Source organism: Desulfosarcina variabilis str. Montpellier (assembly GCF_048565275.1).
Lineage (GTDB): Bacteria > Desulfobacterota > Desulfobacteria > Desulfobacterales > Desulfosarcinaceae > Desulfosarcina > Desulfosarcina variabilis.
In genome coordinates this window covers 5188345-5205604 of record NZ_CP159846.1, presented here as the reverse complement: position 1 = coordinate 5205604, position 17260 = coordinate 5188345, and the positions used below count along the sequence as shown (strand labels likewise).

The 17260-nt window shown below is 41.7% G+C and carries 16 protein-coding genes and 1 pseudogene; 7 read left to right on the top strand and 10 right to left on the bottom strand.

Annotated elements, in window-relative coordinates; all coding sequences use genetic code 11:
* Nucleotides 1-29 precede the first annotated feature (29 nt).
* Both Dvar_RS23515 and Dvar_RS23510 read right to left on the bottom strand, forming a co-directional pair.
* The gene (locus Dvar_RS23515) at nucleotides 30-227 is read right to left on the bottom strand and encodes a hypothetical protein (protein WP_419655559.1); all 198 of its coding nucleotides are present in this window, start codon (nucleotides 225-227) and stop codon (nucleotides 30-32) included.
* Nucleotides 228-237: 10 nt separating this feature from the next.
* Entirely contained in the window at nucleotides 238-690 is a 453-nt protein-coding gene (locus Dvar_RS23510) for a hypothetical protein (protein ID WP_419655558.1), read from the bottom strand.
* 487 nt (nucleotides 691-1177) lie between these two features.
* On the opposite strand from Dvar_RS23510, the gene Dvar_RS23505 reads away from it, so the two are divergent.
* Nucleotides 1178-1399: a hypothetical protein gene (locus Dvar_RS23505; RefSeq protein WP_419655557.1), complete on the top strand. Its 222-nt coding sequence runs from the start codon at nucleotides 1178-1180 to the stop codon at nucleotides 1397-1399.
* 194 nt (nucleotides 1400-1593) lie between these two features.
* Here the strand turns inward: Dvar_RS23505 and Dvar_RS23500 are convergent, their stop codons facing one another.
* The 3 genes from Dvar_RS23500 to Dvar_RS23490 all read right to left on the bottom strand — a co-directional run bounded on the left by Dvar_RS23500 (nucleotide 1594) and on the right by Dvar_RS23490 (nucleotide 7238).
* Nucleotides 1594-2496: a DNA/RNA non-specific endonuclease gene (locus Dvar_RS23500; RefSeq protein WP_419655556.1), complete on the bottom strand. Its 903-nt coding sequence runs from the start codon at nucleotides 2494-2496 to the stop codon at nucleotides 1594-1596.
* Between the two features lie 532 nt (nucleotides 2497-3028).
* Nucleotides 3029-5512: an ATP-binding protein gene (locus Dvar_RS23495; protein ID WP_419655555.1), complete on the bottom strand. Its 2484-nt coding sequence runs from the start codon at nucleotides 5510-5512 to the stop codon at nucleotides 3029-3031.
* Between the two features lie 727 nt (nucleotides 5513-6239).
* A complete protein-coding gene (locus Dvar_RS23490) occupies nucleotides 6240-7238 on the bottom strand; it encodes a sensor histidine kinase (protein ID WP_419655554.1) in 999 nt (332 codons plus the stop codon).
* A 694-nt stretch (nucleotides 7239-7932) separates the two neighbouring features.
* On the opposite strand from Dvar_RS23490, the gene Dvar_RS23485 reads away from it, so the two are divergent.
* From Dvar_RS23485 to Dvar_RS23475, 3 genes are all read left to right on the top strand, one after another.
* Nucleotides 7933-8238: a ferritin family protein gene (locus tag Dvar_RS23485; RefSeq protein WP_419655553.1), complete on the top strand. Its 306-nt coding sequence runs from the start codon at nucleotides 7933-7935 to the stop codon at nucleotides 8236-8238.
* Between the two features lie 38 nt (nucleotides 8239-8276).
* Nucleotides 8277-8843, top strand: a complete 567-nt coding sequence (locus Dvar_RS23480) for a PAS domain-containing protein (RefSeq protein ID WP_419664151.1) — start codon at nucleotides 8277-8279, stop codon at nucleotides 8841-8843.
* Between the two features lie 142 nt (nucleotides 8844-8985).
* On the top strand, nucleotides 8986-10080 hold the full coding sequence (locus tag Dvar_RS23475; protein ID WP_419655552.1) for an EAL domain-containing protein: 1095 nt from the start codon (nucleotides 8986-8988) through the stop codon (nucleotides 10078-10080).
* A 46-nt stretch (nucleotides 10081-10126) separates the two neighbouring features.
* Here the strand turns inward: Dvar_RS23475 and Dvar_RS23470 are convergent, their stop codons facing one another.
* A complete protein-coding gene (locus tag Dvar_RS23470; protein WP_419655551.1) occupies nucleotides 10127-10906 on the bottom strand; it encodes a substrate-binding periplasmic protein in 780 nt (259 codons plus the stop codon).
* A 449-nt stretch (nucleotides 10907-11355) separates the two neighbouring features.
* On the opposite strand from Dvar_RS23470, the gene Dvar_RS23465 reads away from it, so the two are divergent.
* The 3 genes and pseudogenes from Dvar_RS23465 to Dvar_RS23455 form a co-directional block, all read left to right on the top strand.
* On the top strand, nucleotides 11356-11727 hold the full coding sequence (locus Dvar_RS23465; protein WP_419655550.1) for a response regulator: 372 nt from the start codon (nucleotides 11356-11358) through the stop codon (nucleotides 11725-11727).
* A 635-nt stretch (nucleotides 11728-12362) separates the two neighbouring features.
* Nucleotides 12363-12701, top strand: a complete 339-nt coding sequence (locus Dvar_RS23460; protein ID WP_419655549.1) for a hypothetical protein — start codon at nucleotides 12363-12365, stop codon at nucleotides 12699-12701.
* Nucleotides 12702-13282: 581 nt separating this feature from the next.
* Nucleotides 13283-14047 (top strand): annotated as a pseudogene (locus Dvar_RS23455) (catalase); the annotation flags it as partial.
* A 375-nt stretch (nucleotides 14048-14422) separates the two neighbouring features.
* Here the strand turns inward: Dvar_RS23455 and Dvar_RS23450 are convergent.
* From Dvar_RS23450 to Dvar_RS23435, 4 genes are all read right to left on the bottom strand, one after another.
* The gene (locus Dvar_RS23450) at nucleotides 14423-15118 is read right to left on the bottom strand and encodes a molybdopterin-dependent oxidoreductase (protein WP_419655548.1); all 696 of its coding nucleotides are present in this window, start codon (nucleotides 15116-15118) and stop codon (nucleotides 14423-14425) included.
* Between the two features lie 232 nt (nucleotides 15119-15350).
* Nucleotides 15351-15854, bottom strand: a complete 504-nt coding sequence (locus Dvar_RS23445; RefSeq protein WP_419655547.1) for an SRPBCC family protein — start codon at nucleotides 15852-15854, stop codon at nucleotides 15351-15353.
* Nucleotides 15855-15945: 91 nt separating this feature from the next.
* The gene (locus Dvar_RS23440; protein WP_419655546.1) at nucleotides 15946-16530 is read right to left on the bottom strand and encodes a TetR family transcriptional regulator C-terminal domain-containing protein; all 585 of its coding nucleotides are present in this window, start codon (nucleotides 16528-16530) and stop codon (nucleotides 15946-15948) included.
* A 70-nt stretch (nucleotides 16531-16600) separates the two neighbouring features.
* On the bottom strand, nucleotides 16601-16987 hold the full coding sequence (locus Dvar_RS23435; protein ID WP_419655545.1) for a hypothetical protein: 387 nt from the start codon (nucleotides 16985-16987) through the stop codon (nucleotides 16601-16603).
* Nucleotides 16988-17260: the final 273 nt, after the last annotated feature.

Sequence of the window (17260 nt, the reverse complement as noted above, 5' to 3'; positions counted from 1 at the left end):
ACGTCTCGGTTTATCTGAAAGAATGTGTATCAATTTATCTGAGCGCTGTAGACTTGAATAGTGTTAGCCATTACGAGTTCACGAAAATCAACAATATCATTTGGGTTGAGTTCTTGTGCCATTGTTTCTCCTTTTAATTTATGCCAAAGAAAAGGATCGAACAGCCAAGCCATTGCGATGATAAAATTCATTAAAAACCATGGCGGTAGCTCTCCCAGTTGCGGCATGCAGGTTTATTTATTCAGCAGTGCCATTTTTATTCTGCTTTTTGATCGGAACATAGTCTACGCTTAATGTAATATTTCCATTTGATACGCTTAAGTCGTATTTGGTAATAACACATTTAAGATTCGGATAATATCTTTCTTTTCTTTCTCTTATCAAATCACTGATATACAGAATAGCACCAATTTGTTCGGCATCTCCATTTGGCGGAACAAGATGATTAATCACTCTTTCTTGAGTTTCATCATGCATAGAATCAGGAAGCATGATCTTGTTCCATTCAATAACGGTCAAAGAAATAATAGTTTTTACCCGGTTATCATTTTCAATGTATTTTGCTAATAACGGTTCTGCAAGTTTCAATATAACTTCTGACATCTTTACTTTATCAGAGAATGCAGCTCTTTTCTTTTTGATTTTAGCTTGCCATTTTTTTAACTGCTTTGACTTCTTGCTCTTTTTCATGCGTTAGGATTCCAATTGTTGATTTATTATCAATTAGTTGAGCAACTCATACAACGAATCAATAAAAAAAGACAAGCCCCTGGCGTGAAAGCCTGTCTGTGAGAGAGTGTGAGGAGCCAAAGGCTTTGATATTCTGTTGACTGTCTGGTTTCCGCAGTGGTCAGCACAGTATCAACTCAGATCAGTGTTAGCTCATGCGGTATTGGTCCCTTAGCAGTTTATTCATAGCGTAGTTTTAATCCGGCCGGAGAAAAATTTCAGTTACAATATTCATATCAGAGAGCTAAACAATATTTGCCAAAGCAGCGATCCGCCAGAGTCACAGTTACAATACTCCCATTTATCGAAAATTGTCATTTCGGTTGTAGGGTATGCCCCTGGAAAACTGTTTAGTCACTAAACAGCTACCCGTTGGAATGCAATTGACATCATCACCAGATCTATGATCTGAATAAGTATCCAGAAAAACAAAGCCATGAGGCCCCTAATGAACAAATTCCAGGCCATGGCACAGATAATGGCGATCCTTACCGCCGATGGTCAACTAAAAAGGGGAAGCCTAAAATACAAGATAGCCCGAAAGCTGATCGAAACAAGGATCGATATAATGGGGCCAGATGCTGCTTATTCTAATGCTAAACGCCATAAAGATAGGCTGTTAGAACAGATTGATGAACTACATCGGTTGGGAAGACTGGGAAGATTCTAAGCAATTTCATTTAGCTTGGTTCTGAATCGAATTTGATTGATAAGTTCTTTCATGGAAAACACCACCAGCAGACTACCAGGATTATTTGAGTTGGGCATGAACGGACCGAGGTCTTGATCAAATTGTTCCACATGTTTCAGCATTACCAGATAATTGTTGCATACGCCCTCAGGATTATCCTTCAACCATTCTGATCAATCTCTGCACGCCTTAATAAAATCATCTGATTCGACGGACCACAGTTTTTCAGCAATTTGTTTTTCGATGCAGCTTTCGATATCATCGGAAAGGCTTGTCAGAAAATCCAGACCAGTTAGTGTTTCTATCTCATCCACTGAAGTGAGATAACGTTCATGCCTGTAAGGCTTCAGTGTGTATCCCGGCCCGATTTGGGGATAAATAAAGGCTAAGACGTCCGGGACGCCTTCATTATCAGAGTTTTTTACCACAATTTTAAACAATGCGTCGGGTATGGCCACAGGCATTTCATTTTTTTCTGTTTCACCGATATAACCTGATGGCATTTCATCAATGACAATAGGACCAGTAATCACCCATACAGATCCATATTTTTGTGCCCAAGCAGCGGTCAGATATTCGAGATCTAACCAAATTCCTCCGTTGAACCTGTTACGCTGTGGGACTGCATTCAAAAAGGTGTGGGTGTTGTGGCCGGCATCGTTACCCAGACGTTCCGCAATCAGCTTCATGCACAGGTGCCCACGGATATACCAATCTGGATGGTTTTTTCGCCAGGCTCTGGAATACACGTAAGAGGAATCTTTAGGAGCGATTCCAATTTCAATCAAATCCTCTTCGGCAAACCATTTCGGCCGTTTCTTGGTGGGGATGCAATCGCCATCGTACTTTTTAATTTCATAGGCGACCCATTCCGGGATACCGAAGGCTTCCCCATTTTTGAAATTGTCATCGTTATCCTTGGAATCGTAGCTGATTGTGAAGGCCCTGAACTCGCGGACGATGTCCATTGGCTTAGGTATTGGTGTTTCCACCAAAAATATAGATCCCAGCCCATCATAACGGTTACATTTGCATCTGAAATTTATGCAGCCGCCAGCCAGATCCGCCTTGCTCAACAATCCCTTGACTCCCCACCAGATTTGAGCGATTATTCAAAACATTGATTTCCCGTGTCAAATCAAAGCTATAATGGCTTTAGCAATCATTGATCCTGAAACGGTCGGACAAGATGAATTCAGCAACATCATTGTGTCCTTCGATATTCGCTCGGTGTCTATGCCGGCCGGCATTCCTATTTCTGCTCCTGTTCTTCCTTTCATTTGCAATTGACTATGCGGAATCCTACCAGGTCCTTCGAGTCTATGACGGCGACATCATCACAATTTTGAACGACGGAAATAAACAGTCCATCCGGAACCAGATTGAATCCTATATTGAGCACCACACGGATGTTGGCTTCAGTCATGGAATGTGTCCCGACTGCATGGAGGAGATATATGGTAACCAAGACTGGTACAAAAGAGGCAAGGAAAAAGGCAAATTTTAAATATATGTATTCTAAGCTTACTCTTGGCAAACATTCTTTGAATAGAACAGCATGAAAACTCACACATTTTTTAGCTGCGTAAAGAAAATAGTGGTTTTTAATTATTCCATCAATCCCTTCGCAATTGAAAATCCAATATCCATTAAAGTGTATGGTTTTTTTATGAATTGACCAACTCCCAAATCCAAAGCTTTTTTTACACGATTTGTTTCAGCGAATCCACTTGCAATAATCGCTTTTTGGCTTGGTCGGATTTTTAGTATTTCTTCATAAGTAGTTAAGCCATCCATTCCAGGAGGCATGAGCATATCCAAGATAACCATGTCAACGCTATTTACTTTCAAATAGTCAATCGCATCTTCTCCACTTGACATGGATGTTGCTTTGTATCCTAAAGTCAATAAGATATCCGAGGCAATCTCCCTTTGTGCTTCAATGTCGTCGACAACTAATATTTTTTCTCCATTTCCTTTATAGGCCTGGATGTCCTTGATTCGTTCAGGGGATTGAGCCTCTTCGTATGACACGGGAAAGTAGAGTTTGAAAACCGTGCCGCTGTGTCCATCGCTTACTACCTCAATATGACCGTAGTGATCCATAACAGTTCCCCAAACAACAGCCAAGCCAAGGCCTGTTCCACTTCTACCCATGGCTTTTTTAGTATAAAACGGTTCAAAAATATTGTTTATGTCTTCCTGGGAGATACCTGTACCATTGTCCTTGATTTCCAGTAATATGTATTCACCGGGCAATGCCTCAGTATTGCAAATGATGGATGCATCTAAATATTGCCTTCGGGTTTTTATAAATATTTCACCACCGTCTGGCATCGCTTCGGCTGCATTTGATATCAGGTTCATCACAGTCTTGGATAGATGGACCGAAGATCCAGAAAGCGGATTTAGTGTTTTTGATAAATCTGTTTTTATATGGACATTAGGGTGGAATAACTTTATTTTTTCACACTCAGGACTGTTCAGCAATACGGTTATAATTTCATTGAGATCTAATTGTTTTCTATTGGCTACTCCCCGTCTGGCTAGCGTTAAAAGATCTTGGACAATAACCGCTGCCTTCTCACCTGAATCCTTTATTGTTTCAATAGGCTTTCTCATTTTGCTATCTTTAGGCAGCTGCATCAACAGCAGTTCTGGATAGCTAACAATGCCAGACAGAATATTGTTTAAATCATGGGCAACACCTCCTGCAATAGTTCCCATGAATTCCATTTTCTTTGCATTTTCAAGCTTTTTCTCAAGCTCATAGCGATCTGTAATATCACGTGAATTGATAACACAACCAGCTATTTGATTGTCACATTGTGTGTAGGGCGTATACACAATATCCATATATCTCTTTCCAAGAATAGGAAAGTGCATCCATGTTCTGTAATTTACGATTTCGCCTGAAAATGCCCTATCAAGAAGTTTTTTGTGACCATTTTTAGGAAAAGAAACTCCTAATACTTCCCATGATTTTTTACCAATGACTTCTTGCCAAGTTTTATTGATTGCATTTAGATAGGCTAAATTCATTGCTTGATATATATAGGATAAGTCTATCATTGCCATATGGTCATTAGAAGAAGCTACTATTTTTTCATATTTACGCAACTCCTCTTCAACTAATTTACGAGTCTTGATTTCCATCTCCAACTTGTTGTTTGTGGCGGATAATTCTTTCGTCCTTTTTTTAACTTTAATTCTTAGTGTAAAGCTCATTAAAGCCAATAAAAAGGATATCAAAACCACTCCGATCAACGTATATTTTATAGTATCGGGTAGCACCCATTCTGGTTTAGCAATCAGCCAATTGTTCAAGGTCTTTGAATAGATCGGGTCTTCGCCAGAATGCATTTTTCGTAGATGACTGTCAATTTTAGAAATCAGATCTTTAGGGTAGTGTTTCGGGGACGCAAATTTTACTTCAATTGGATTGAACATTATTGGTGTTTCTTGTACTGCATAACCGGCTTTATTCTGCATGCCAAAAAGCCTGTTTACTACTCCGGCGTGAACGCGATTAAATTTTATCAATTCAAAGACCACATCATATCCGTCGGCCTCTACGAACCGACAGTTCATGTTGAATTTAGACACCAGTTCACGAATCCCGTAATGATGGATGTCCTTCATCTTTACGGATATCTTTTTGCCATCTAAATCCAATATCGATTTGATTCCAGAATCTTTTGAAACGTATATTTGACCCCAATTCGTTATCACCGACTCGTATGTGAAATTATATTTTTTTGCACGCTTCGTTGAAGAAGCAATTCCTGTCAATAAATCAATTTTGCCTGATTCCAATCGATCAAGGCATTCTGGCCAAGAGCCAAAGACATATTCTAAATTCCATTGCTCCTTAGCAGCGATATGGTTAAGCAAATCAACGAATATACCCTTAGGCTCGCCTTTGGCATCCACAAAGACCAGGGGTTTATTATTGTAGATTCCGACCTTTATCGTTTTGGCAGCTTCGGTATCGGGAATTGAAAGTGAGTTAAAAATTAGAAAGGTAGCAAAAATAAAAAAAATTTTTGGTACGGATGAGGTTAACGATCTAAATAATTGAGCATATGACATAAATTGGTCTGCCGATCATTTACTATGGTACTTGACTATCGCATGACCTATCGGTAGTTGGCTGTGCCTTCTTTAGCCAGTGACTCATACTGAAAAGGATAAAATGATGAATTGTTAGTTAAAAAAAATAATTCTAAAAAAGTGTTTAATCGGCTAAACAACAATGCAAAGATTTTAGCGGTTGAAAGGGGACTGAATTAGGTGTCGGGATACAAAATCTAAAACTTATTAAAATACTTAATTATTTGTACAATCTCTCTAACACATGAACATTCACATTGGACCGGACAGGGCTTCAGCTTATCCTTATACAAACAGTCAGCTGGGCATTCTTCTGAGCCTGTCGCCCGCTTCTTAAAAATCGGACCGTCATATAGGTCCTCAAAGACTCCAGCCTGAACTGTAAACGTTCCCCGGCATTCGTGATTAAAATAGAACAGCCCCAAAGTTAAATTTTTGAAATTGGTTTGGTACCCGATAATTTCAAGCTTTGGGTCAGACAGGAACTCATCTCGCGTTTTCCACTGAAAGCCACAGTTCGAACAGCGTTTGAAGTAATTTAAATCATTAAATTTTTCCATTTTCCACACAGACTCAAAAGGTACTTAACCAATTCAACTGAGATTCCACTTCAGAATAATATTTAATTTTTTACATAATTATCATTCGTTGTTTGTTTTCAATATGGCCCTAAATTTTCACATTGTCCCTATTAATATGTGGTTCTTCATTGAGGGAAGACCATAAATATACAAGCACCTCCCAAGTATGATTTCTCTATCCCGAAGGAACCTTTATGAACTTCAGTGCAATATCTAATACTTAACAAACCTAATCCTGTGCCATCTGTTTTGGTTGAATAAAATGGCTCAAGAACACGAGCACGGTCTTTAGGTGATATGCCGGGACCGTTGTCATGTATTTCGATTCGGATACCGTTTTTATCTTGATTTAACCGTACTAAAATTTGGCTTTTCTCATTAGTAGCTTCTGCCGCGTTCACTATTGCGTTTATCAGAGCTCTGGTAACCAAAGATTCATCAATTTCCCCTGTAATAGAAGATGGAATGTCAGTATTTATCGAACATCTTTTTACCTTTGAATGATTCGAGGATAATTTTACAGTGGAACTTACTGTGGCCGATATATTCGTTTTCCGTATGCCACTTAGAATATGTTTGCCACTAATATCAGTTAGCCTATTGGTATATTGTTGGATTTCATTAGTTACACGACGAAGATTATCAACATGGTGCTTATTTGAAGAGTCAATATCCGTGCTTTCACTAAGAATGTCTAAATTGAAATAACTTACTGATAAAATATTGTTTAAATCATGGGCAATTGATGAAGCAAAAAGTCCTGCGATGGCTTGCTTTCCAGCAGCTGCAATAGCTTCTCTTTGTTTCACAAGCTCTCTCTCTTTTCGATGTAGACGCTGCAATAACCAAAAGAGGGTTAAAAAAAGAAAAGTCGCTGTAACCAAAATGAATATATATCCTTTAATTAACTCAATAGATTCCAGCTGCTCTTTGGATACAACCGCCAGTGCCGCTATATGGGAAGATACGTAAATGTAGAAGACTCCGAAAATCAAATACAAGATGGCGATTAAAACAGATATTCTGAATGGCTTAAAAATCCCAGCATACACAGAATGATCTTGCATTACGGGTGGAGATGGATTTGACATTAAACTGGAACCGCTCTTTTTGATATTTTCCATGATTCGGATTTATAATTTATTTATTCATCCAGTTAAACATGTATAATAGATATTACTCTCCTATAAAACGAACAAGAGGATCAAAATCAGGAACGGACATCAACATAGAAGCAATTTAGATGAAATACAATAAGAACAGCCAATAAAGAAGATAATTGTAACAATCCCCAGTAAATAGACTGATATTCTTATAATTTCAGCATGTCAATATTGAAACAATTCTGAATTCAACACAAATATAAGCAAACCCACATTTTTGATCCGGCAAAACCCATCTTAATACACACTTCCATTTTTTTGATTATTCCGTCATACCATCCCATAACTACATTAAGTCCGCGACCTTCCTGGAGTCGATCATAGATAGCGGCGATTATTTAAAGGATAAGAGCACACTGAAATGAAGCAATATAATATAGGATACCAGTTGGTTAAGGCGTTTTTTAATGAGAATTAGCGGGAAATGCAAAAGTTCATTTCATTTGGATGATTAAACAAAATCCGAGGAGTAGACACAAACACTTTATGATTGCCAGCATTAGATTCCTTTGTTTTTAATGATAATTTTACTTGATCTTATGCCCAAAATATTGTTGGTTGATTTTATTTCCGCTTATTTGGCTCAACAAATTAAAAATCGATATCCCCCATTGCATAGGATCTTCGAGTATCCAAAAACGAAAGGAGATAAGAAATGCCGGAATTTTGCAGCCCATTTAGCGTTATGAAAGGTGACAGAAAGCTTACGAAAGAAGAGTTGATTCGTGCGATCCGGTTTATGATCTCTGCTGAATACGAAGCGATACAGCTATATCAACAAACCGCAGAGAGCACTGATGATCAGCTCGCAAAGGAAGTGCTCATGGATATTGCAGACGAAGAGAAGGAACATGCTGGTGAATTTCTTCGCTTGTTGCGAGAACTGGACCCAGATGAAGAAAAATTTTACAAAGAGGGTTATGAGGAAGTTGAAGAAATGATTAAAAAACTCCAAAAATAAAGTGTTTAAGATCTTAGCTCACAACACAAGGCGACCCCATTTTCAAAAATAGGTCGCCAGGTCGCCTTTTTTATTTTTCTAACCCAAAGGACGAAATTTATTCTCCGATTGTATATGAATTTTTAGGTTATTGGCCTGAAGACGTGATCGGCAGAAGGCCGTTTGATTTCATGCCAGAGGATGAAGCTAAAAGGCTTGAAATGGTTTTCCAGAATGCCTTGGAAGAAGGCCGTTTGCTAAAAGCGGTCGAAAACGTAAATATCCATAAAGACGGTTCCCGTGTTACTTTGGAAACTAACGCGGTCCCCATCTTTGATGAATCTGGTGCTACTATCGGATATAGAGGTGTGCACCGCAATATCACCGATCGTAGACTCGCAGAAAAGAAGCTGAAGGAAGCACTTAATAAAGTTAAAGTCTTGAGTGGTATGCTGCCGATTTGTGCATCATGTAAGAAGATACGTGATGATAAGGGTTACTGGCAAAGGATAGAATCATATATTTCAGAACACTCAGAAGCAGTGTTCAGTCATAGTCTTTGCCCTGACTGTGCGAAAAAACTTTATCCTGAAATTTATAATGTAAAAGATGCAGATGATGAGTAATATTATTTGCTTCTTTTAGAAGCAATATCGTCTACCATTGTAATAAAACCATATAATACTCAAATCTTGATAAAAATTGAAGAATCAAAGCTTATTAGGAAACTTAATAACATGTTTTTCAAAAACATTTTAAGGATAGCAGATGCAATGGTATTTAGAGTCTTTGTCTAACTCAGATAGGGAATGGATGATCAATATCGCGTCGGTTCCCTTTATTATTGGTCGTGCTGATGACTCCAATCTTAAATTAGCCGATCAGCGTATCTCCAGATATCACAGCGAAATTCGTATAAGTGGTGATTTTTTGTGGATTCGTGACCTTAAAAGTACTAATGGCACATTTGTCAACCAAAATAAGATCGAACAGGCCCAACTTCTCGAACCAAATGATATTCTTTCAATTGGTAAATACAAATTCAGGATTCAATCCATTTCGTCATCCTCTCCTGATACAGATAGCGAGACTATCTGCGAGACCCTTTCGGAACAACTGACGGATTTGGATTTGTCATCTTTTGAGCCAACCATTCAGGAGCTACTTAGCGGGCGTAATGTAATTCCTCATTTCCAACCGTTATTAAGATTTTCAGATATGACTAAATTGGGATACGAAATTCTTGGACGCGTCACCGATGAAAGATTACCATCAAACCCTGCTGAATTGTTAGACATAGCACAGTGCTTGGGATACGGCTCTGAATTGAGTGCTCTCTTCCGTGAGGTCGGGGTCAAAATTGGAAAAAATTTACCTGGCTCTCCATTATTATTTGTCAATTCAACCAAGTTCGAACTTCATGAAATAGATAAATTACTGGTATCTATGAAAAAGATTAGTGACATTTCCCCTTCAAACAAGGTTGTATTGGAAATAAATGAAAAAGCTGCCGCTGGAGCAAATGATCTTAACATCTTACGTGATTCATTGGAGAAAATAGAAATAGGATTGGCTTTTGATGATTTTGGTGTCGGGCAAACTCGTTTGGTGGAGCTTTCTAATACACCACCAGATTACCTAAAGTTTGATATCTCTTTAGTTCGCAAAATTCACCTTGCTCCAAAGCGATTACATCAGATGATTTCAACTTTTATTAAAGCCTCTCATGATCTTGGAATCCTTACCCTTGCTGAAGGTGTCGAATGCTCTGATGAAGCACAGATTTGTCAACAGCTCGGCTTTGATATCGGACAGGGATATTTTTTTGGGAGGCCCGCAGCTATCCACGAATTATCGAGATAACACTTGAGCTATTCTTGACCCTTAATAAACATAGGTGTTAAATCAATTATTGTAATTCGGATTTTACCAAATATTTGTCTTTAATACGAGAAAGAGTCCCGTCTGCATGCATTTCCCTTAGCACATCGTTTATCTCTTTTAAATGTTTTGCGAGTTCAGAATTATGACTAATCAAGATACGATACGACTCTTTCTCTGGAACGATTGATTGCGGAAGTTCAACTATCTTGTCCTCGTATCCAAGTTTATTTATCAGATAATTTGTCTGAATGTTATTTCGGATTGAAACATCGTATCTGTTATTTTCAAGAAGTATAAACAAACGATTATATGTCTTTTCATATTGCACATCGTATTCAGTTAAATAAGATTCGGCCCAACCACTCCCGAGCATATCAATTATTCGAAATCCTTTCAGCTCTGGTATTAAACTAATTTTTTTTAATTCTTTCAATCTGATATTATCTGATCCAGTGTAGATTTTAAATTCGGTTTCTATGATAGAAAATTCGGTAGGGAAGGTGTAATTTGAGCGTTCACATGTACTTATCGTGCACATTCCGTCTGCCGCACCTGTTTTAACCATTCGCTGTGCTCTGATCCACGGGAAGCCACTGTGATTCACTCTCATTTTTAATCGGTTTTGGAATATTTCATTAACCGCATCAACAAAAATACCCTTCATTTCCCCATCTATGGCCCAACTAAAGGGTTCGAACTTATCAAAATAGACGAATAAAATTTCGTCCATTGCCTGCAACGGAGCAGGACGTGATAGTAAGCTAAAAATAACGAACAGAAGTGCTGTAAAAGGTTTTGTAGGCATTTTGGGCATTATATCAATATGTAAATCAGGTTGAGTGCTGCAGTTTTAAACCAGATGAAAAGCCAGATTCGATGAAGCCCTTATACGACCACTTTGAACTATACCATAATAGTCAAAATACGTATAGCTGCCTCTCATTGTCAATTGTTCATATTAATAGTTCTTTATTAAAATAATTAATAAAATCCTGATAGAAAAGAAGTGATTGGCTCTTTGTCAGTTTTGGAAAATGCATGGTAATGATTTGTGAGGGGGTGGAATGTTTAACTCAAAAATATCCATACTGTGATAGTTAACGAAACATGTAGATAATCACGTGAATACAATACCTTGCCATGGGTAATGCATCGTGCTATTAAAAATATCTTTAGTTTTTACTTTTGCGATAGATATAATAGATTGCGTCAGCTCACTTTTTTCCTGATAATAACCGGTCGAGGCTTAAAAGGATGAAATCAATACTGATTGTAGATGATGAAGCTTCTATAAGAAAAGTAATGCGAGCAATCCTTGAGAATGAAGGTTATTCGGTGATAGAGGCCTCCGGTGGAGACGAGGCAATTAAGCAATATGGGGAATATGGTCCTGATTTGGTGGTTACGGATCTGCTAATGCCAGGTAAAGATGGAATTGAAACCCTGTTCGAACTCAGGCAAATGAATTGCAATGCTAAAGTCATTGCCCTTTCTGGTGGAGGAAGGATCTGTTCGGAAAGCTATTTAAATTACGCAATGAAACTGGGAGCGACCGCAGCTATTGAAAAACCGTTTACTTTAGAAGAGTTCTTGATGGTTATCAATCAAACACTGGCAATGGTCTAAACGCCGGTAAGGAAAATGCTTTTGAAGTTTTTGCCCGCCGGATAGAAAAGACCCGTAATTATTCATTCCTTTAATACCTCCCACGCAAATTATACGGATCGTTCTTATCCATCAGCCTAGTGGTAAAGGTCCTTCCCTCCCGCACAATCTTTGGAATCACGTTATCAATATTGATGCCTCTGTCGTTCAGCACCCCGCCTTGGTGAAGCTTGGGTTTCATTCCCTTCGGCCACTTCTTTTTTCGTCTTCCCATCGCTCATATCTCCTTTGATATCATGTTCATTCGCAATCCTAAGACCACTGGCCGCTATTCATATTATACGGCCATGAAGGCTCTCTTTCTTTTTCAGTGGTCAAATAATTGGGAAGGTATTAATGACGGAACGGTGAGGGGCATGAACATGTGCACTGATACAGCCAATGCACCCTTTGGCTTTCACTGACCCACCCTATTGCAACATTGACATCAAGAAAAATTGATCTATTTTCTTTGCATTATAAGCTATTGTGAAAATCAAAATTACGCTTTCCTTTCGAACTGAACGTCTACTGTATTTATTGATCTCTTCTTGTGGATGGGCATTTTTCATTTTTCGTATATTTGTTTGCAAATTCTATAAATTATAGGTGAAATTATGAATACAACACAAGAAATAGTAGCAGAATGCACAACTAAAGAAACTGGTATTGATGGCGTAAGACATGGCTGTGATTCAGCTATAACAAGGATAACAGCAGCAGATGGCCACGTTTTTGCCGAAAAGACACTTAAGGGCGGCGAAACAAGTGGGAGTGGAAGTGAACATGATTGCCGTCTTGGCTGGGATGATTATGTCGAAGTGATTCCGAATACTGAAATAAAGCAACCGAGAACGATAACCTTACAAGCTCATGCAAGGAGCCCTAAAGGGCATTCTTCTGGACGTGGATGGGCAAAATGTAAGTACACCGTTGAAGTAGCAAAGTATAAATAGTATTAACACATTAGATTTCGTATAAGCTGATATTATTCAATTTTCATTATAATCGTTTAAGTGCGAAATCAATTCTTTTACAATAAGATATCTACCAAGGCGACCCCGTCACACTGACAGGTCGCCTTTTTTACGTCCAAAATTCCTTCCTATGGTATAATTCTCAGAAAAATTCCTCAAGTCATTTTGCACACTACGACACATACAGCTTAAGCTCTCGACCAGCTCGTTACTGGGATCATAAAATAGGCGTTTGAGCACCTGTCTTGCGTATTGACCATGACAAAATAGCTCATGTTTAACGTATCCGACACAAGTGCCCTCAGTTTTCTTCTTATAAAACAACCAATCAACAACTCACAGAAAGGAGGGGATCCTCATTGGCCGACCTGTATCACGTCATCCTGAAAGACTATCAGAATTCCGGCTACGTCTGGAATGAGTTTTATTGTCCTGACTGCCTGAAAGACCTGGCGACAAATTCCGAGCACCTGAAAATCCTAAACCAAAATATTGCAACCCCGCAATACCTTTCCCGCCTTTATCCCCCTCTTATGAATGAGCCTCATTGCCGCGAGGCGGTGATCGGCAAATGCCGTGAGAGCAATCAACGCGACCTATACTACTCCATCGAGAAAGGCGAGTTTCCGCGCTGGACCCTGTCCGTCCAGATTATGACCGAGCAACAGGCCGCCAAACACCCATACAATCCTTTTGACCTGACCAAAGTCTGGTATAAAAAGGATTTTCCCCTTATCGAGGTGGGGGTTATGGAGCTTAACAAGAACCCGGAAAACTATTTTGCCGAGGTGGAGCAGTCGGCGTTTAATCCGGCCAATGTGGTGCCGGGCATCGGCTTCTCCCCCGACAAGATGCTCCAAGGAAGGCTTTTTTCCTACGGCGACACTCAGCGCTACCGGTTAGGCGTCAACCATCACCTTATCCCGGTGAATAAGGCTCGTTGTCCTTTCCATAGTTATCACCGTGATGGCCAGATGCGGGTGGACGGCAACTACGGATCAATGCTTGGCTATGAGCCCAACAGTTATGGTGAGTGGCAGGAACAGCCTGATTTCTCTGAACCGCCTCTGGAACTGAGCGGAGCCGCGGCCCACTGGAACGCCCGTGAAGACGACAGCGATTACTATACCCAGCCGGGCAAGCTATTTAGCCTGATGAACAAAGAGCAACAAGAGGCACTGTTCGGAAGTACCGCCCGGGCTATGGACGATGTGCCTGAGATGATCAAGATTCGCCACATCAGCAACTGCCTGAAGGCGGACCCGGCCTACGGCGAAGGTGGGGCCGACGCACTGGGTATTCCGCTGGACAAAGTTCCAAAGTAAAGAATTTTTAGCTAACCGGTTCCAGCGGACGGCGAAAAGTGCTGCCGCTGGACCGGAAAGTTTAAAAATAATTATCCTATTCCTGAGTTTCAAACACGATCGCTTACAAATCGCACCATTGTCAGATGTTGGTAGAGATCTTTCTCAGATCAATGGCAAAAATTTTCACTGCCAACCAATTATGTTCTGGCTATCCCACAAAAAACGTACCATAGCTTTCCTTGTGCTTTCTGCCATCGAGTTTAAGTATCAGGGATCAGCTGAATTTGTATTTAGCATCTGGATATCATAGGCTTTCCTTGGGTGCTGCCCCAATCATAAACCCTTGACCCCAAGAAGGAACTCAATCCTATATGGACACTCGCTTCGATACCTCTATTGGAAACGTTCTTCCTTCCATGGATCAGCTGAGTTGCTGTAACTTTGGCTTTCCCAAAATCCGGGCTCATCGCGAACGGTGACCTTGACAGCCTCTATCCACTTGGCACTTTTGTAGAAGTAGCGATCAGGGATCACAACACGTACAGGGGCGCCGTGTGCCTGCGGCAGTTTCTCACCAAAGAAACTGTGCGCAAGGATCACGTTCTCCTTTCGGGCTTCACTTATGGGAACGTTGCTAGTGTATCCACCGGCAGCCTCAAAAATGATAAAGCCTCCGCTTTTGCGAGGCCTAACTTTGTCTATGATGGTTGCCAGGCGAACACCACTCCATTTAGAATCCAGAAGCGTCCAACCAGTGACACAATGAATATCACAGATAACATCCTCCTGGTCCAGGTTGAGCAGCTCTTCGTAGGAAAGGACGACCGGTCTTTCCACCTCACCATGGACACGCAGGCTCCATTTCGAAACAGTAGCACTTCCAGGTGTGCCGCCCATATCTGGAAGCTTTGCGACTGCCTCCTGCCCAGGAGGAAGTCGCGGCCTGCCGTCCGGTCTGATGCTGGCTGCCAGAGCACGCTGCTCCACATCAGGGAGTTTAATGAAAGCTCCCGGCAAACCTATGCTTACTATTGTACCGCCTGCTGCGGCGAGGAAGGTGCGCCTGGAAATCTTGTGGTCTTTTGGCATAATTCCTCCTTTGTCAGCGCTGGATTGTCAAACCCACCTACATTACTTTTTAGCCTCTAACAGCACTTTCAACGCTTTATTCATTTGGTGGTAACCTTCGGCGATTACATCTGGAGGCAAATCCGCGAATCCAATGGCTATGCCGGAGAAATCTTCATTGTGTTTTAACAGTGTTTTACCTGGGGCTTCCGACTTCAATAAAAAGCTATGTACACCATAGAATATTCCATGCCTATCCGCTTAACGCACAAAGCGATTCTTGAATAGGTAATAATTTACTGTAAATACAGGCATTAATAGGATTGATGTCCAAATGGTATACTATAAAATTCATGTATGATAACAGCATTTTTAACCTTGTATGGGCAACATCCGGATAGGCATGGAATATTCCACGGATGCCACCTCCCCAGGTAATTTCTTCGTTTTCAACGATACGCAACATGTGGGGAGGCACTTCAGCTTTCTTTCCGTCAGGACGCAAGACATATATTTTTAGCTGAGCGCCTTCCTCAAACTTTCCTTCCACTTTCCGATGATACGGATTCCATTTTGGATACGAGTCCAAGTCTGAAAGAACAGCATACACCTCTTCAGTTGGCGCATTGATTTCAATTGCCGTTCTTATCGCAATGCTGGAACAGGCTGTTGTAAAAGTAACGAATACGAGCAAGGCGAACGTTGGTGTATACTTAACCAATTTCACCATGATATTTCCATATTTCTTTAAGCTCACATTGATATCCCATAGATGTCTACTAGGCACGGCGGATTGCCCACTTCGCCAACTTCGGTCCTGTGCGAGAACTCGGACTCTCCTTCCTGTGTCAGGATTTGCCCGCTGACCGGAAATAGAATTCGAGCATCGCCTCCAGGGGGGCATGATCACGCTGCAGCCGGCTTCGTAGCGCCGCGCCCTCCCAGCAGTCGACCAGTAGGGTGGCCAGCTGCTGCGGATCGGAGGTGGCCGGGAGGTCGCCACACTCCCGTGCCTCGTTAAGGCAGACGGCCAGGCGGGTGGCGATCTCTGTGAAGCACTCTTCGATCTTCAGCCGGAAGGCATCGCTTACCCCCGAAAGCTCCTGGCCGAGCCCTCCAAGCAGGCAGCCCATGTACCCCTGATGGCGGTAGATTTGCTGTGTCGATGCGAAAAAACGGCGTACCCGGTCGAGCGGATTGACTGAAGGGTCTCCGAGGCAGGCGTCGAGGCCTGCGTGCACCTCCCGCATATAGGCATCGACGACCTGGAGCGCGAAGTCCTCCTTGTCACGGAAATGGTGGTAGAAGGACCCTTTCGGGACGCCCGCCGCCGACAGCAGGGACTGCAGGCCGAGGCCGTTGTATCCTCGTTCCAAGATCATGGGCAGGCCTGTGGCGATCAGGCGCTCGCGCGTTGACGACTCTATACTCATTACGCCTCCTTCGGCCGTGAAAGGGAGAAGGGAGTGGCGTCGGCCGTCCACGCCACCCCCTGGGCCCCGGCTATCCGTTCAGCTTTTCGGCCATGTGCTCAATGACGTGGCTGTGCTCTCGCTGGGGGCTGAACATGATGATTTCCGCGTCGGCGTCGACCCTCACATTGTGCCCGGGTGGCCAGTAGAACAAATCGTTCGCGGCGACCGACTCCTGCTGGCCGTCCGTGTCGGTGGTGGTAAGGCGGCCACTCAGCACGAAGCCCCAGTGGGGGCACTGGCAGCTATCACCGTCCAACCCCTGGAACAGAGGAGTGGTATCGACCCCTGCCGCGAGTGTGAAGTACTCGCTGCTGATGGTACCGAATTCGCCGGCCTCGCCGAAGCCCTTTTGCTGACGGATTACGGCGCCCGGAATCTCCAACTGAACTGTCACTGCGTCTTTGGATATCTTCATTTTTCGTCTCCTGTTTGAGTTGGTGACTATGAATAGACCGGTCGGTCTATTCATCACAATAGTAATAAGCCTGGATATGTCAAGTCCGGGAATCGGGCGATCTGGTATCTGCTATTAGGTTTGGCTTGATTCCAAATTTTGAGATAAGCTTTCGAATCGCATCATTGCCAAATGTTAGGATAGATGTGCCTCGGATCAGTGGCAAGAATCTTCATGGCCACCAGTACGTTCTGGCTATCCCACAAAAAACGTACCATAGCTTTCCTTGTGCTT

Bases quoted from the DNA above. Each gene is read 5' to 3' on its own strand.
- Dvar_RS23515 (WP_419655559.1), bottom strand. From the start codon at position 227: ATGCCGCAACTGGGAGAGCTACCGCCATGGTTTTTAATGAATTTTATC.
- Dvar_RS23510 (WP_419655558.1), bottom strand. From the start codon at position 690: ATGAAAAAGAGCAAGAAGTCAAAGCAGTTAAAAAAATGGCAAGCTAAA.
- Dvar_RS23505 (WP_419655557.1), top strand. From the start codon at position 1,178: ATGAACAAATTCCAGGCCATGGCACAGATAATGGCGATCCTTACCGCC.
- Dvar_RS23495 (WP_419655555.1), bottom strand. From the start codon at position 5,512: ATGTCATATGCTCAATTATTTAGATCGTTAACCTCATCCGTACCAAAA.
- Dvar_RS23490 (WP_419655554.1), bottom strand. From the start codon at position 7,238: ATGGAAAATATCAAAAAGAGCGGTTCCAGTTTAATGTCAAATCCATCT.
- Dvar_RS23485 (WP_419655553.1), top strand. From the start codon at position 7,933: ATGCCGGAATTTTGCAGCCCATTTAGCGTTATGAAAGGTGACAGAAAG.
- Dvar_RS23475 (WP_419655552.1), top strand. From the start codon at position 8,986: ATGCAATGGTATTTAGAGTCTTTGTCTAACTCAGATAGGGAATGGATG.
- Dvar_RS23470 (WP_419655551.1), bottom strand. From the start codon at position 10,906: ATGCCTACAAAACCTTTTACAGCACTTCTGTTCGTTATTTTTAGCTTA.
- Dvar_RS23465 (WP_419655550.1), top strand. From the start codon at position 11,356: ATGAAATCAATACTGATTGTAGATGATGAAGCTTCTATAAGAAAAGTA.
- Dvar_RS23460 (WP_419655549.1), top strand. From the start codon at position 12,363: ATGAATACAACACAAGAAATAGTAGCAGAATGCACAACTAAAGAAACT.
- Dvar_RS23450 (WP_419655548.1), bottom strand. From the start codon at position 15,118: ATGCCAAAAGACCACAAGATTTCCAGGCGCACCTTCCTCGCCGCAGCA.
- Dvar_RS23440 (WP_419655546.1), bottom strand. From the start codon at position 16,530: ATGAGTATAGAGTCGTCAACGCGCGAGCGCCTGATCGCCACAGGCCTG.
- Dvar_RS23435 (WP_419655545.1), bottom strand. From the start codon at position 16,987: ATGAAGATATCCAAAGACGCAGTGACAGTTCAGTTGGAGATTCCGGGC.